The organism is Streptomyces hygroscopicus subsp. hygroscopicus, assembly GCF_030269125.1.
Lineage (GTDB): Bacteria > Actinomycetota > Actinomycetes > Streptomycetales > Streptomycetaceae > Streptomyces > Streptomyces hygroscopicus_C.
Genome location: NZ_BSSM01000003.1, coordinates 578,424 through 590,239, shown reverse-complemented (window position 1 = coordinate 590,239; position 11,816 = coordinate 578,424). Strand labels below are relative to the sequence as shown.

Genomic DNA, 11,816 nt, shown 5'->3' with positions numbered 1-11,816 from the left:
CTCACTGGGCGCCGGACACTACACACCCGACGTCGCCAAGATCACCATCAGCTACGGCGACAACCCGACGCAGTACCCGGCCCTCATGGCAGACGGCGCGTTCGTCTACACGGCGGCCATCTCCGGCATCGAAGGGAACTCCCCCTCCCCGGCCCCCTACGTCCACGCCTACAACGCAGCGGGCCAGGAGATCTACAACCAGCAGACGGAACCCACCGCCAAGCAGTAACACCCGTCGCCACAAGCCCGCGCTGCGGCCCCGGCACTCTGCCCAGGGCCGCAGCGACCACAACGACCACGCACTCCCCCCAAAAAAACGCGGGTCCGGTACGCCCAGCCCTGCTCCCCATCCTCCTCGGGAGACCACTGCGAAGCTTCGGGCACCGTGGCCTGTCGCCGCGGCGGTGATCCATCACGCCCCTACCTCGTGACAACCCGTCACCACACCACAAGAAGTGGACCAGAACCCGAGATTGGACTGGCAGCGAGACCTGGGACAGCGGGGTGGTCAACTCGGCACCACACCCCGCACACACGAAAACGAACAAACATCCTCCGCTTGGGAACCAGATGTATCGTCGCAGCTCGCCGACAGCCAGCCAACATGTTTTCTCGTCCGTTGTGGGAACGGCACCTACCCCCGTCGCGGCGTACCCAACGCAGCGCGGGCAAGTGCCAGCCGCCGCCCCTGACTACGGCAAGCGACTCACTCAATGTTCGAATTCCCGGAGGGCTGCGCCGCCTCCCTAAGAAATCGTCTCAACTGGCTTGGTCACTAGGCTGACGGCCGTGACAGCGATGGTGGAGCGTCTTGTGCCGGACGGGTTGTGGAAGTTGTTCCAGCGGGTGGTGCCCGCCGCACCAAACCGGCCGCAGGGTGGTGGCCGGCGCAGGTACGGGGACCGGCAGGTGCTGGCGGCAATCATTTTCGTGGCCACGACGGGTTGTACATGGCGTCAGCTGCCGACGGGGTTCGGCCCCTCCGGACCCACCGCGCACCGGCGGTTCACCGAGTGGAGTCGGGCCCGGGTGTGGGGAAAGCTCCACCGTCTGGTGCTGGACGAACTCGGTGCCCGCGGTGAGCTGGACTGGTCGCGGTGCGCGATCGACTCGGTGAACATGCGGGTGATGAAAGGGGGGACCTGACGGGCCCGAATCCCGTAGATCGCGGTAAAAAGGGATCAAAGATCCACTTGATCACCGAGCGGACCGGTCTGCCCCTGTCCATCGGCATCTCCGCAGCGAACATGCATGACAGTCAGGGCTTGGAACCCCTGGTGCGGGGTATCCCGCCGATCCGCTCCCGTCGCGGACCGCGCCGTCGGCGGCCCGCCAAGCTCCACGCCGACAAGGGCTATGACTACGACCGCCTGCGCCGATGGCTCCGCACTCGACGCATCGCCCCGCGTATCGCTCGCAAGGGTGTTGAGTCCTCCCAGCGGCTGGGCCGCCACCGTTGGACCGTCGAGCGGACGGTGGCTTGGCCGGCCGGGTGTCGCCGCCTGCACCGTCGCTACGAACGCAAGGCCGACCACTTCCTGGCCTTCGTCGGGATCGCCGCCGCTCTGATCCGCTACCGCAGGATGGCGACCTGACCGGCGAGGACGGCAGGGCTGGCATGATCCATAACGCATTCGGATGATCCCGCCCTGCCGCTGGCCTGCTGCCCAGCAGCGATCCATACCAACGAGGTACCCTATGACCGACTATCTGGCTGCCACCATGGCAATGCTTGGACCGGCCCAGAACCGCTATGCAGAGCCCTGGGCATGGGACCGCCTCCACGCCGATCTCGGCATACGGCTGCCGGCCGACTACCGGGTGATCGTCGACGCATACGCCCCGATCCAACTCAACGGTCATCTCTACTTGTCCCACCCCTCGACCGAGCGGTGGAACCTGGCCCAGTGGATCCGGGACACCATCCAGACGTGGTCAGAAGTGCCCTGGGACGAGCTCGACCTCGACGCGGACGAGGACCCCCGCCAGCTCTTCGGACTCGAGGAGTTGAGCTTCGGCACCCGCAACGGCCTGTGGCCGATCGCGAGCACCGACCGAGGAGAGACGATCTTCCTTGACGCAGCCGCCGATGCCACCAGGCTCGTGGTCAACTATGACGAAACCTGGGCAGAGCACCGCATGAGCTTCGCCGAATGGCTCTATCGCTACCTGGTCGGCGAAGACATGACCGGCCCCGACAGCTCAGCTTTCTATCCAGGTCCTGTGAAACTGCAGCACCTCCCGATGTCTGCCGGCGAACGTCCCGAGCCTTGGTACGGCCCAGACCGAGGCATGTGAGGGGCTGGCACCTACTGGCAGGGGAAGGCCCCAAACGAGATGACCTCTAAGTCGTGAACATCTGCTGCCGGTTCTTCGTGAACGAAGCCACGCACCACATCCCCGCCGAGGGCACCGAACAGAACTTCTCCTTCATCAGTCCCGCCGCCAGCCTCCGCGTCCAGCAGACGGTCAAGGACTCGCCCTCCATCGCCCCGCAACTCAGGCGCTCCCGGACCCCCACGATGCTGATGATCGCCGAGTGCTCCTCCCAGGTCCGTCAATGGGAGACCACCGTCCTTGCCGATGACCCCGCCATCCAGCGCACGCAGTACATGCCCGAAGTCGGACATCACATGTGGAACGGCCTCGACGACCACAACGACCGGGCCGTCGCCGTCATCACCGCGTTCCTTCAGGGCAGGCCAGCACCCCCGCCGGACTACCCGACCCGCGACGAGATCCCCACCTTCCTGCGCGACCGCAGATGAAGACGTCGCAGCCCGGCACCGGTAAAGGCGGGCGAAACGGCGAAGCCGCCTGGGCCCTGCCGCGGGCGGCGGCAAGAGCGCCGAGGGTGCGCGGGACGAGGTCTCAGCAGATCCGCATGAAGACTCATGAACCGCCCACTGAATGGTGCGTGTCATGGGGTTTCTGACGCGGTCGCGATAGCGATAGCGACGAAGTCTTCCGTCATCTGCGAGCTTCGGGAGGACGGCCAGGCGATGAGGATCGGAGTCGGGGGCGCGTCGCTGACGGGGATGGACGTGAGGTCTGGATGGCGGTAGCGGTCGGCGCAGAGAGCAGGTGCCATGTACACACCGGTGCCATTGGCCAGTAGTTCGATCCTGTCCTCGATGTTCCGCACGGGACGTCCGTTCTGCCCTGCGGTCTCAAACCGCAAGTTCTCATAGGGCTTCAAGTCCTCTAGCGTGACCTCGGCAAGTTGTGCGAGTTCATGCTCTGAGGAGACCCTGATCAGGGTCGGTTCCTTCCCGAGTACCTGAGTGGTCAGTCCTTCTGCGGGCAACGGTGGGAGCACGACGGCTACGTCCACTTCTCCCCTGAGAAGCGCGGCGGCCTGGGTATCCGCGTCGAGGGCCACTGTCCTCACCTCGACGGTCGGGTGTTCGGCTCGGAAAGTGCGTACCGCTGGGCGGACAGAGACGGCGCGGTGGTGTCCGACGGTGAACGTAGGGCGGCCGGTTGTGAGGCCCTTGACGTGTTGTGCCAGATCAGCCGCGGCCGCCAGTAGCTTCCGTCCGTCCTTGAAGAGTTTCCGGCCCGCCGGAGTCAGTTCGAGCGAGCGAGGGTGGCGGATGAAGAGCGGGCCGCCCAGTTCTCGTTCGAGGGTTTGGATCTGGCGGCTGAGGACGGGCTGCGCGATGTGCAGTGAGGCCGCGGCGCGAGTGAAGTTGCCCTCGTCCGCGACCGTGAGGAAGTAACGGATCTTTCTCAGGTCCAGGTCGCCATCCATACCTTCAGGGTATGGCTCTTGTTCAAAAGTGGTGTTGGACGGGACAGCCGGTCAGCCTGCAGTGTCGTTGGTGTCTCCACGACGACCTCTCATGAAGGCGAGAACTACCCATGACCGCTCCTGCCGCGCCGGCCCTGTCCACCCAGTCCGAACTGAGCGACGAACGAGTAGTGATCATCGGCGGTACCTCCGGCATCGGATGGGCGACCGCGCTGCGCTCGGTCGCGCTGGGTGCCAGCGTCGTCGTCGCGTCCCGACGTCCTGAGGCAGTAGCAGTGGCCTTGGGCCGGCTCCCTGAGTCCGTCGAGGGATACACACTCGATGTTCGGGACGTCGAAGCTGTGCGGACCTTCTTCGCTGACATCGGTGAGCACGACCACCTTGTCGTCACCGCAGGGGACGACCTGCTGTTCGGTGCTCTTGCCGACACCGACCTTCGAGCGATGCAGGAACTGGCGTCGGTTCGGGTGTGGGGAGCGATCGCGGCCACCCAGGCAGCCCTGCCCTATGTGCGCAAGTCGGTGACGCTCAGCGGCGGTGCCGGTTACTTGCGGCCGACGCCCGGCTTCACTGCGTGCGCCACCATCCTGGGAGCCATCGAGGCCTTCACGCGGGCCGCCGCGGCCGAACTCGCGCCGGTCCGGGTCAATGCCGTCTTCCCCGGGCTGGTCCGAAGCCCCCTGTGGGACGGCATGGCGGAAGCCGAGCGTGAGCAGTTCTACAACGCGACGGCTGCGGAACTGCCCGTCGGGCGGGTCGGCGAGCCCACGGACATCGCCAAGGCATTCACACATCTCATGTCGAACGGATACACCACCGGCCAGACCCTCGTGATCGACGGTGGAGCCACCATCGGCGCAAGGTGAACGCATCTACGTGACGCCAGGAGTCCTCGACCGGAAAGACCTTTGAGCCTTGTCCCACCGCAATGCACCACTGTCCGTCGAAGGCCGGCGGCGTCTCGTGGAGCGCTGCCAGACCCGACCGATCGCGCGCGCGGGGCCGCTGAGATGGGTATGAACAGGACAGGATCACGGCAGAGCGTGCGCTTGAGGCGCCCTCCCCACCGGCAGTCGCGCCACTGCCGGCAAGTCCGGATCGGTCAGTGGGATACAGCACCGACAGCGTGTGCACGGCCAGCTCCACGGGCGGAACTCCTCGACGGCGCGGACCGGGTGTTCCAGGGGCTGGAGCGGTTCCCGGGCGTGGGCGGCTCGGCACGGCCTGGGCGTCGGCCGGCACTGACCGTGCTCGTCCTCGTGACCGGCGTTGTCCTGCCGACGGCACTGTCCTGGCCGTCCTGACGCCAGCCCAGTACGGCGCGGTTGGGGCCGGTGGTGCAGGTCGGCCCGCGGTGGAGATAGCAGCAGCCCGCCCAGTCAGGCAGAGGGGCGCCGCCTGGCCCCACCCCCACTGCCGTTCAGCGGGATCAGGGTCTCCAGATGAGCGCCCTTGACCCAGGCGCCCAGCAGGTCGCGGTGCAGGGCCACGATGTCCTGGCGCAGCGCCAGGCCCAGTGCGTCCCTCGTGAACGAGCGGCAGGTGGTGACGAACAACGCGACGTCCGCGCCGTGCTCGAGGCGGGCGGTGCCGACGAACTTCTGCATGTCCTGCGAGGGCACGCTCCGGTGCGGCGCGTACTTCTTGCACTGGACCACCAGCTTGCGGCCGTCGGCCAGGTAACCGATGACGTCCGCGCCCAGGTCGCCGCTCTTGCCGCTGACGACAACCTTCGTGCAGCCGTCCCGCCGGCACAGTTCGGCGACGTACGCCTCGAACTCCTGCCACGACAACGCGTCGACCTCGGCCATCGACAACTCCCGCACTCGGGCCTCCTCCTGCGCGCGCCACGCCCGGTCCTGGCCGACCTCACGACGGTGCGCCCGCAGCACCGTCCATCCGGCCCCGCCCACCACGACCGCGGCGAACAACGCCACCAGGACCGGCCAGACCACCGCCCAATGCCCGGCCACCCACACCACGGCGACCACCGCCGCCACCGCGCCCCAGCCCTGCAGCTGCCTGCGCGTCCGCTTCTTCAAACGCCGGCGCCGTCGACGTGCCGCCATCACTCCCCCGCTCGCCCCACCCGTGCACCGCCGTGGGCACCGCCGGCCGCCGTCCGGTCCGTACGTGTGCGGGGGCTCATCGGCCGGCCTGGGTGACGCCGCCGGCCACCTGTCCCAAGACACTCAACAGCCCCTGGCCCGCCGGGGTGGGGGCGATCAGGACGCCCAGCGCCAGGACGATGACGACGGTCAGCTTCTCGTCGAAGCGGCTACGGGCCTCTGTACGCCGCCGCAGCCGGAAGAAAACGATGACCGCGAGCAGCACCGCCACGTTGATGGTCAGCAACCCTCTGGACCTCCCCCACCGACCGGCCACCACCACGAGCAGAACGGCAGGACGCCGCCCCGGCCTTCTTGTGTAGCGGCGGCTTGACGATGTTCGGGACGAGTTGCCGACGAATGGCACAAAGCCATCGGACCTGGCCGAATACCGCGCGTCCCGGCTCCTGGTCGGCGATGTGCATCGTCACGTACAGGTCCCCGGGCGCGCCACCCTGCTTGCCAGGGGCCACCGAGTTCGCGGATCCGGCTCTTCTGGCCGTCCCTGATCCCCGCGGGGATGCGGACTTGGTAGGTGTGCCGCTCGCGGATGATCTGGCCCTTGCCCTCACATGTGGTGCAGGCCCTCGCACCGGTGCGGTCGGGCGAACGCGCGCTCGACAACCCACCGGACCTTTCCCAGTCCGGACCACGGGCGACGCCGCGCCGGGCGACCAACCGATGTCCGCGGTCACGCGGCCCGGACGGCTCGCCAGGCGCGGGCCGGCTGCCGCGACTCCGAGCGCGCCTCCGGCACCGAGGGGGACGGCGCAGGCCGCGTTGTCCACGCAGGTGCCGACCGCGCCCCTCGACCGGGTGACCCCGAGTTCGTCGCAAAAGTCGGCGAAAGCTCTGGAGCCGTATCGCGCTCCGCGATCGGAGCGGAACACCGGCCCGCCCCGTCCAGGTCGCCACGGGTCGCGGCCGCCATCCGCGGGGCGTCGGCGACGAGGTCCGTGCGCATATGGTCGGCGATTGACCAGCCGAACGACCTCCCGGCTGACGCAGTCCAGAACGGTGGCGAGGTAACGGAACTCCCCGCCCCCGAGGGCGTGTCAAGTGATGTCGCCCGTGTATCTCCGGTCCTGTTCGGGAGCGGTGAGGTCCCGCCGGAACAGGTCCGGGATCTGCGAGGCCTCGGCGTTCAGCGGCGTCTCACCCCACTTGCGCCCCCGCCGCCGTCTGATGCCCCCACAGGTTCAGCTGAAGGTGCGTCGGTAGGTCTGCGGGCTGACGCCGGTGGTGCGTTTGAAGCGGTCGCGAAACGTGGTGGGCGAGCCGAAGCCGACCTGGCCGCCGATGCGCTCCACGGAGTGCTCCGTGGTTTCCAGCAGGTGCTGTGCCTGGCGGATACGGGCCCGGTGGAGCCACTGGAGCGGGGTGGTGCCGGTCTGGTCACGGAACCGCCGGATCAGGGTCCGGGTGCTGGTCCCGGACTGCGCGGCGATGTCGGCCAGGGTGAGGTCGCGGGCCAGGTTCTCCCGCAGCCAGGTGAGCAGCGCCTCCAGTTCGGAGCCCTGCGGTGCGGGGGCGTGGTCGTGGACGATGAACTGCGCCTGTCCGCCCTCGCGTTCGAGTGGCATCACCGACAGGCGGGCGGCGTCGGCGGCGACCGCCGATCCGTAGTCCCGGCGGATCATATGCAGGCACAGGTCCAAGCCCGCGGCCGCGCCGGCCGAGGTGAGGAACTGGCCGTTGTCCACGTAGAGGACGTCCGGGTCGACGTCGACGTCCGGGTGGAGGGCGGCCAGCAACCCGGCCGCGCGCCAGTGGGTCGTGACGCGCAGCCCGTCGAGGAGCCCGGTGGCGGCCAAGGGGAAGGTGCCCACGCAGATGGAGGCGATCCGGGTGCCGTCGGCGGCGGCCGACCGCAGCGCGTCGCGTACGGCGGCGGAGAGCGGGACCGTGGGATCGGTGACGCCCGGCACGATGATCGTGTCCGCGTCCCGGAGGCCCTCCAGACCCCAGGGGGCACGCAGGGCGAAGGCGCCGGCGTCGACCTCTTCGCGCTCGGCGCACACCCGGACCTGGTAGCCGGGCCGCCCGTCGGGCAGACGGGTCCGGGAGAAGACCTCGATGGGGGTGGACAAGTCGAACGGGATCACCTGGTCCAGCGCGAGAGCGGCGACTGTGTGCATGGCCAGAACCTAACTCATCGCCGCACGGCGGATCCGGGCCGGTATCCGGGAGACCACATGTCAACGCACTTCCGAAGTCCTCGGAGACGCATGGCAATTTCCCGTTGGAAACTGTCACTCGTGCCACTGGGCGACCGGGTCGGCGGACGGTTGACTTCAACGCGTCGGAGAGAGATCGCCCCCGAAGGAACGCTCATGCACATCCAGATCGTCTTGTTCGACGGTTTCGACCCGCTCGATGTCGTCGCCCCCTACGAGGTGCTGTACGCCGGCGGGTCGGCGTCGGAGGGCGCGGTGACCGTCGAGCTGGTCACCGCTGAGGGCCCTCGTGAGGTCGTCAGTGGCACCGGAGGACTGACGCTGCACGCCGCCGGCGCCCTCGACCCGGAGCGCGCCGACATGCTTCTGGTGCCCGGTGCGTCCGGCCGCGTGGGCGAACCCGGCGAGGTCCCTGAAGAAGAGGTGGGCGCCGGCGAGTGGAAGCAGGACGAGTTCATCCCAGTGCTGCTCGGCCGCACGCTGACCACTGAGCTCCCCGCGCTCCTCAAGCGGGCGATGGACGACCCGGACATCACCGTCGCCACCGTCTGCGGCGGCTCGCTCGTCCTGGCCATGGCCGGCCTGCTGGAGGGGCGTCACGCCACCACCCACCACATGGGCCTCGACATGCTGGACGCCACCGGCGCCCACGCGGTCCGCGCCCGCATCGTGGACGACGGCGACCTGATCACCGGCGCCGGCGTGACCTCCGGTCTCGATCTGGGCCTGTACCTACTGGAGCGCGAGGTGGGCCCCCGCGTCGCGCACGCCGTCGAGGAGCTCTTCTCCCACGAGCGGCGCGGCACCGTCTGGCGCGCCCAGGGCCCGGCGCCCACCGCCCTCTGAGCACCCGGCCCTTCGCAGACCAGTCGCTCACCATCCGCCTTGCACAGTCAGGAAGAACGTCAGCATGTCCGTCGAAGGCACCTGGAACCTGTCCATCTCCACCCCCATCGGCAAGATCAAGGCCGTGGTCGAACTCCGTGAGCAGGACGGCATCCTGACCGGCGTCGCCCGCGGAGCCGGAGAGGAAGTAGCACTCGCCGACATCACCCTCACCGACGACCGGCTCACCTGGAAGCAGGCCATCACCAAGCCCATGCGGCTGAACATGACATTCGACGTGACAGTGAACGACGACACCCTCCAGGGCACCTCCAAGGCCGGCCGTCTTCCGTCCTCGAAGGTCACCGGCGAACGCCAGAGCACCCCGGAGCACCAGGCGTGACCAAGCTTCTTCTGTCCTTGCACGTCCTGGCCGCCATCATCGCCGTCGGCCCGGTCACCGTCGCCGCGAGCATGTTTCCCGCAACGCTGCGCCGCGCCCTCGGCGACTCCGACGACAGCGACGCCCGCACCACTCTGGGGACACTGCACCGCATCTGCCGGATCTACGCGGGCATCGGCATCGCGGTTCCCCTCTTCGGCTTCGCCACAGCCAGCAGTCTCGGTGTCCTCGGCGACGCCTGGCTGATCGCCTCGATCCTGCTGACCGCGACGGCCACCGGCGTACTGACACTCCTGATCCTGCCCGCCCAGGACCGCGCTCTGGCCGAGACGACGGGTTCCGCCTCGCAGTTGCCGGCGCTGACCCCCCTGACGCCGGGCCGCCTCGCCATGGCCACCGGCATCTTCAACCTGCTCTGGGCCACCGTCACCGTACTGATGATCATCCGTCCCGGCTCCACCACGGGGGCATGACCGTGAACCTCCGGCCTCCGCCCCATCTGCGCATCGCGGCTCACGCCGAGCTGATCTCCCTGATCGTGATGCTGACCAACGTGTTCACCGTTCACCTGAAACCCATCTCGTCCTTGATGGGTCCCACACACGGCTGCGCCTACCTGTTCGTCGTCATCACGACCTGGCGCCTCAAGCGGGCCCCGGCCGCAGTCAGGGTCCTGGCCCTCGTTCCGGGCGCCGGCGGGCTGCTCGCGCTGCGACAACTCGACCGCGGCGATTCGGCCCGCCCCCAGGAGGAAGAAGTGATCCCCTCATGAACCTTGTGTCACCGTTGATCGTCGGCATCATCTACTGCCTGCTGATGTCCCTGATCAAAGAACCGCACCGACGCCACTTCAACGCGATCATGGTGGGCGGAGCCGGCGCTGCCTATCTGAGCGGGGGCGGATTCGGCCCGTGGGAGCTGCCATTCGTCGCACTCATGGCCTACGTCGCCTACCGCGGCCTGGACTCCTGGACCTTCATCGGCGTCGGCTGGCTGCTCCACACGGCCTGGGACATGGCTCACCACCTCAAGGCCAATCCGATCCTGCCGTTCCACCACGGCTCATCCCTGGCATGCGCCATCTGTGATCCGGTCATCGCCCTGTGGTGCTTCCGCGGAGGACCTTCCCTGATCGCGCTCGTCCGCCGCGGGTTCAGGTCCGGCCGGACAGCGGACCACGCACACGATCACGCGTCTGCCCCCTCCTGACCAGACCGCCCCGGCACCTGACGGTGGGACGGGGAGCCGGAAGAACCGATCGAGGTCTGGACGCTGCTCGAAGACGACGGTTCCACCAGGTCCGGGCGCCCCCGGTGCCGATCAGCAGCGAGCCGCCGGTGAAGCCCCCCACTGCGCGCCGGTCCTCCTCCGGTGCGTAGGAGGTGTGGTGGAGGGTGTGGCCCAGGGTGGCCATCGCACGTAGCACTGGCGTCGGCCGGGACCGGGTGGCGGGCACCGGTGAGGCGGGCCAGTTCCAGGCCGCAGGTGACGTAGCCGTTGTGCAAGTGCGTCTCCGCCACGCAGGCGATGCGTACTCCTCGCCGGGCGGCGGTGGCGATCACCTGGTCGACGTCCCGCGGCGGATCGACCACGACCGCCGCTCTCGGACCGCCGGCCAGGAGACTGCGATCGTCCCGCCGTATGCGACGGTCATCCGCCGGTTCTGCTTTCGTCAGTCCTCACGTACCGCGGCTTTGGCACGGTCGCCGTTGTTCACCGCGTCCTCGCGGTCGGGGAAGGTGACCGGCAGTCCTGCGGCTTCCCATGCCTCAAGGCCGCCCGCCACGCTGTAGACGGAGGACCGGCCTGCGCGGATCGCCTGCGCGCCGCCCTGCATGCTGCGTGTGCCCGTGCGGCATACGAAGGCCAGTGGGCCGTCAGGCAGATCCGACAGCCCGGCCGGCAACGCGCTGAGCGCGGCGTGGACGGCGCCGGCCGGGTGACGCGCTGCCCATTCGTCGTCCTCGCGGACATCGACCAGCGTGAGTTCCCCGTTCTCGACGCGGCGACGCGCCTCGGCAGGAGACAGGTCGGCGGGCGTGCGACCGTCGCCGGAGCCCGGACTCTGCTGTGCGGCGGGCAGGACCGTCCGGATCGCCTCGTAGTTCGAGGCATGGGCGACGGCTATCCGCTGTCCCAGCATCGGGCAGACGTTCATCGCCTCTTCCCAGTGAGCGGTGGACTCCCATTCCGCAACGTTGACGAGAAGGAATTTGCTCCCCGGAACGATCGTGCGGAACATGTACGTCCGAATGAAACCGGGTTGAGTGGCCATCACGTCCGCGGCGTCCTGCCAGGCGTCGAGATAAGTGCCTTCCTTCTCCTCGTCGATCTCAATCGGAATGATCACGACATGGCGATTTTCCATCTACCGCTCCACTGTCCTGTAAGGCACTTGCGGTTTCTGACGCACCGCTCGAGCCGGAGAGGTTCCAGGCGAATGAGGGAACACGACTGAGTCCGAGAGCAGCCGACTTCGGCTTGTGAGCCGGCACTTTCTGGATACAGCTTGCGCACACATGCCCATGAGCGGCAAATGGTCTTGCTGA

14 protein-coding genes and 4 pseudogenes are annotated in these 11,816 nt (G+C 68.2%); 11 read left to right on the top strand and 7 right to left on the bottom strand.

Annotation, left to right across the window (positions count from 1 at the left end; genetic code table 11):
• From QSK45_RS10840 to QSK45_RS10825, 4 genes and pseudogenes are all read left to right on the top strand, one after another.
• Positions 1-229, top strand: a pseudogene (locus QSK45_RS10840) (hypothetical protein); the annotation flags it as partial.
• Positions 230-798: 569 nt separating this feature from the next.
• Positions 799-1,595 (top strand): IS5 family transposase gene (locus QSK45_RS10835; protein WP_285555546.1). Its coding sequence is split into 2 segments (ribosomal slippage): positions 799-1,132 and positions 1,132-1,595, totalling 798 coding nucleotides; the frame shifts between segments, so codons are not numbered across the junction.
• Between the two features lie 103 nt (positions 1,596-1,698).
• Positions 1,699-2,298 carry an SMI1/KNR4 family protein gene (locus QSK45_RS10830; RefSeq protein ID WP_285555509.1) on the top strand — a complete coding sequence of 200 codons (600 nt, stop codon included), beginning with the start codon at positions 1,699-1,701 and terminating at the stop codon, positions 2,296-2,298.
• A 53-nt stretch (positions 2,299-2,351) separates the two neighbouring features.
• Positions 2,352-2,768, top strand: coding sequence for a hypothetical protein (locus tag QSK45_RS10825; protein ID WP_285555507.1), 417 nt, complete (start codon positions 2,352-2,354; stop codon positions 2,766-2,768).
• Positions 2,769-2,920: 152 nt separating this feature from the next.
• Here QSK45_RS10825 and QSK45_RS10820 read toward each other — a convergent pair whose 3' ends face one another.
• Positions 2,921-3,754, bottom strand: a complete 834-nt coding sequence (locus tag QSK45_RS10820) for a LysR family transcriptional regulator (RefSeq protein WP_285555505.1) — start codon at positions 3,752-3,754, stop codon at positions 2,921-2,923.
• A gap of 110 nt (positions 3,755-3,864) precedes the next feature.
• Here QSK45_RS10820 and QSK45_RS10815 point away from each other — a divergent pair, with 110 nt between their 5' ends.
• Together QSK45_RS10815 and QSK45_RS10810 are read left to right on the top strand one after the other, a co-directional pair.
• Positions 3,865-4,620, top strand: coding sequence for an SDR family oxidoreductase (locus QSK45_RS10815; protein WP_285555502.1), 756 nt, complete (start codon positions 3,865-3,867; stop codon positions 4,618-4,620).
• A 49-nt stretch (positions 4,621-4,669) separates the two neighbouring features.
• Positions 4,670-4,779 (top strand): annotated as a pseudogene (locus QSK45_RS10810) (IS481 family transposase); the annotation flags it as partial.
• A 354-nt stretch (positions 4,780-5,133) separates the two neighbouring features.
• On the opposite strand, the gene QSK45_RS10805 reads toward QSK45_RS10810, so the two are convergent.
• From QSK45_RS10805 to QSK45_RS10790, 4 genes and pseudogenes are all read right to left on the bottom strand, one after another.
• The gene (locus tag QSK45_RS10805) at positions 5,134-5,823 is read right to left on the bottom strand and encodes a restriction endonuclease (protein ID WP_285555500.1); all 690 of its coding nucleotides are present in this window, start codon (positions 5,821-5,823) and stop codon (positions 5,134-5,136) included.
• A 76-nt stretch (positions 5,824-5,899) separates the two neighbouring features.
• Positions 5,900-6,109 carry a hypothetical protein gene (locus QSK45_RS10800; protein WP_285555498.1) on the bottom strand — a complete coding sequence of 70 codons (210 nt, stop codon included), beginning with the start codon at positions 6,107-6,109 and terminating at the stop codon, positions 5,900-5,902.
• A gap of 526 nt (positions 6,110-6,635) precedes the next feature.
• Positions 6,636-7,001 (bottom strand): annotated as a pseudogene (locus tag QSK45_RS10795) (DDE-type integrase/transposase/recombinase); the annotation flags it as partial.
• Positions 7,002-7,061: 60 nt separating this feature from the next.
• A complete protein-coding gene (locus QSK45_RS10790; protein WP_285555497.1) occupies positions 7,062-8,000 on the bottom strand; it encodes a GlxA family transcriptional regulator in 939 nt (312 codons plus the stop codon).
• Between the two features lie 195 nt (positions 8,001-8,195).
• On the opposite strand from QSK45_RS10790, the gene QSK45_RS10785 reads away from it, so the two are divergent.
• The 5 genes from QSK45_RS10785 (at position 8,196) to QSK45_RS10765 (ending at position 10,476) form a co-directional block, all read left to right on the top strand.
• Entirely contained in the window at positions 8,196-8,885 is a 690-nt protein-coding gene (locus QSK45_RS10785) for a DJ-1/PfpI family protein (RefSeq protein ID WP_285555494.1), read from the top strand.
• A gap of 64 nt (positions 8,886-8,949) precedes the next feature.
• A complete protein-coding gene (locus tag QSK45_RS10780; RefSeq protein ID WP_285555492.1) occupies positions 8,950-9,267 on the top strand; it encodes a hypothetical protein in 318 nt (105 codons plus the stop codon).
• The gene (locus tag QSK45_RS10775; RefSeq protein ID WP_285555490.1) at positions 9,264-9,740 is read left to right on the top strand and encodes a hypothetical protein; all 477 of its coding nucleotides are present in this window, start codon (positions 9,264-9,266) and stop codon (positions 9,738-9,740) included. Before QSK45_RS10780 ends, QSK45_RS10775 begins: the two co-directional genes overlap by 4 nt.
• On the top strand, positions 9,737-10,039 hold the full coding sequence (locus QSK45_RS10770; RefSeq protein WP_285555489.1) for a DUF3817 domain-containing protein: 303 nt from the start codon (positions 9,737-9,739) through the stop codon (positions 10,037-10,039). The genes QSK45_RS10775 and QSK45_RS10770 overlap by 4 nt, the downstream gene beginning before the upstream one ends.
• The gene (locus QSK45_RS10765; RefSeq protein WP_285555487.1) at positions 10,036-10,476 is read left to right on the top strand and encodes a DUF6010 family protein; all 441 of its coding nucleotides are present in this window, start codon (positions 10,036-10,038) and stop codon (positions 10,474-10,476) included. The genes QSK45_RS10770 and QSK45_RS10765 overlap by 4 nt, the downstream gene beginning before the upstream one ends.
• Before the next feature lie 77 nt (positions 10,477-10,553).
• Here the strand turns inward: QSK45_RS10765 and QSK45_RS10760 are convergent.
• Positions 10,554-10,910, bottom strand: a pseudogene (locus QSK45_RS10760) (MBL fold metallo-hydrolase); the annotation flags it as partial.
• 29 nt (positions 10,911-10,939) lie between these two features.
• Positions 10,940-11,635 carry a rhodanese-like domain-containing protein gene (locus QSK45_RS10755; protein ID WP_285555485.1) on the bottom strand — a complete coding sequence of 232 codons (696 nt, stop codon included), beginning with the start codon at positions 11,633-11,635 and terminating at the stop codon, positions 10,940-10,942.
• Positions 11,636-11,816 lie beyond the last annotated feature (181 nt).

What these genes read in the sequence shown, in the direction of transcription:
- QSK45_RS10830 (WP_285555509.1), top strand. Translation starts at nt 1,699, where the DNA reads ATGACCGACTATCTGGCTGCCACCATGGCAATGCTTGGACCGGCCCAG.
- QSK45_RS10820 (WP_285555505.1), bottom strand. Translation starts at nt 3,754, where the DNA reads ATGGATGGCGACCTGGACCTGAGAAAGATCCGTTACTTCCTCACGGTC.
- QSK45_RS10815 (WP_285555502.1), top strand. Translation starts at nt 3,865, where the DNA reads ATGACCGCTCCTGCCGCGCCGGCCCTGTCCACCCAGTCCGAACTGAGC.
- QSK45_RS10805 (WP_285555500.1), bottom strand. Translation starts at nt 5,823, where the DNA reads ATGGCGGCACGTCGACGGCGCCGGCGTTTGAAGAAGCGGACGCGCAGG.
- QSK45_RS10790 (WP_285555497.1), bottom strand. Translation starts at nt 8,000, where the DNA reads ATGCACACAGTCGCCGCTCTCGCGCTGGACCAGGTGATCCCGTTCGAC.
- QSK45_RS10785 (WP_285555494.1), top strand. Translation starts at nt 8,196, where the DNA reads ATGCACATCCAGATCGTCTTGTTCGACGGTTTCGACCCGCTCGATGTC.
- QSK45_RS10780 (WP_285555492.1), top strand. Translation starts at nt 8,950, where the DNA reads ATGTCCGTCGAAGGCACCTGGAACCTGTCCATCTCCACCCCCATCGGC.
- QSK45_RS10770 (WP_285555489.1), top strand. Translation starts at nt 9,737, where the DNA reads ATGACCGTGAACCTCCGGCCTCCGCCCCATCTGCGCATCGCGGCTCAC.
- QSK45_RS10765 (WP_285555487.1), top strand. Translation starts at nt 10,036, where the DNA reads ATGAACCTTGTGTCACCGTTGATCGTCGGCATCATCTACTGCCTGCTG.
- QSK45_RS10755 (WP_285555485.1), bottom strand. Translation starts at nt 11,635, where the DNA reads ATGGAAAATCGCCATGTCGTGATCATTCCGATTGAGATCGACGAGGAG.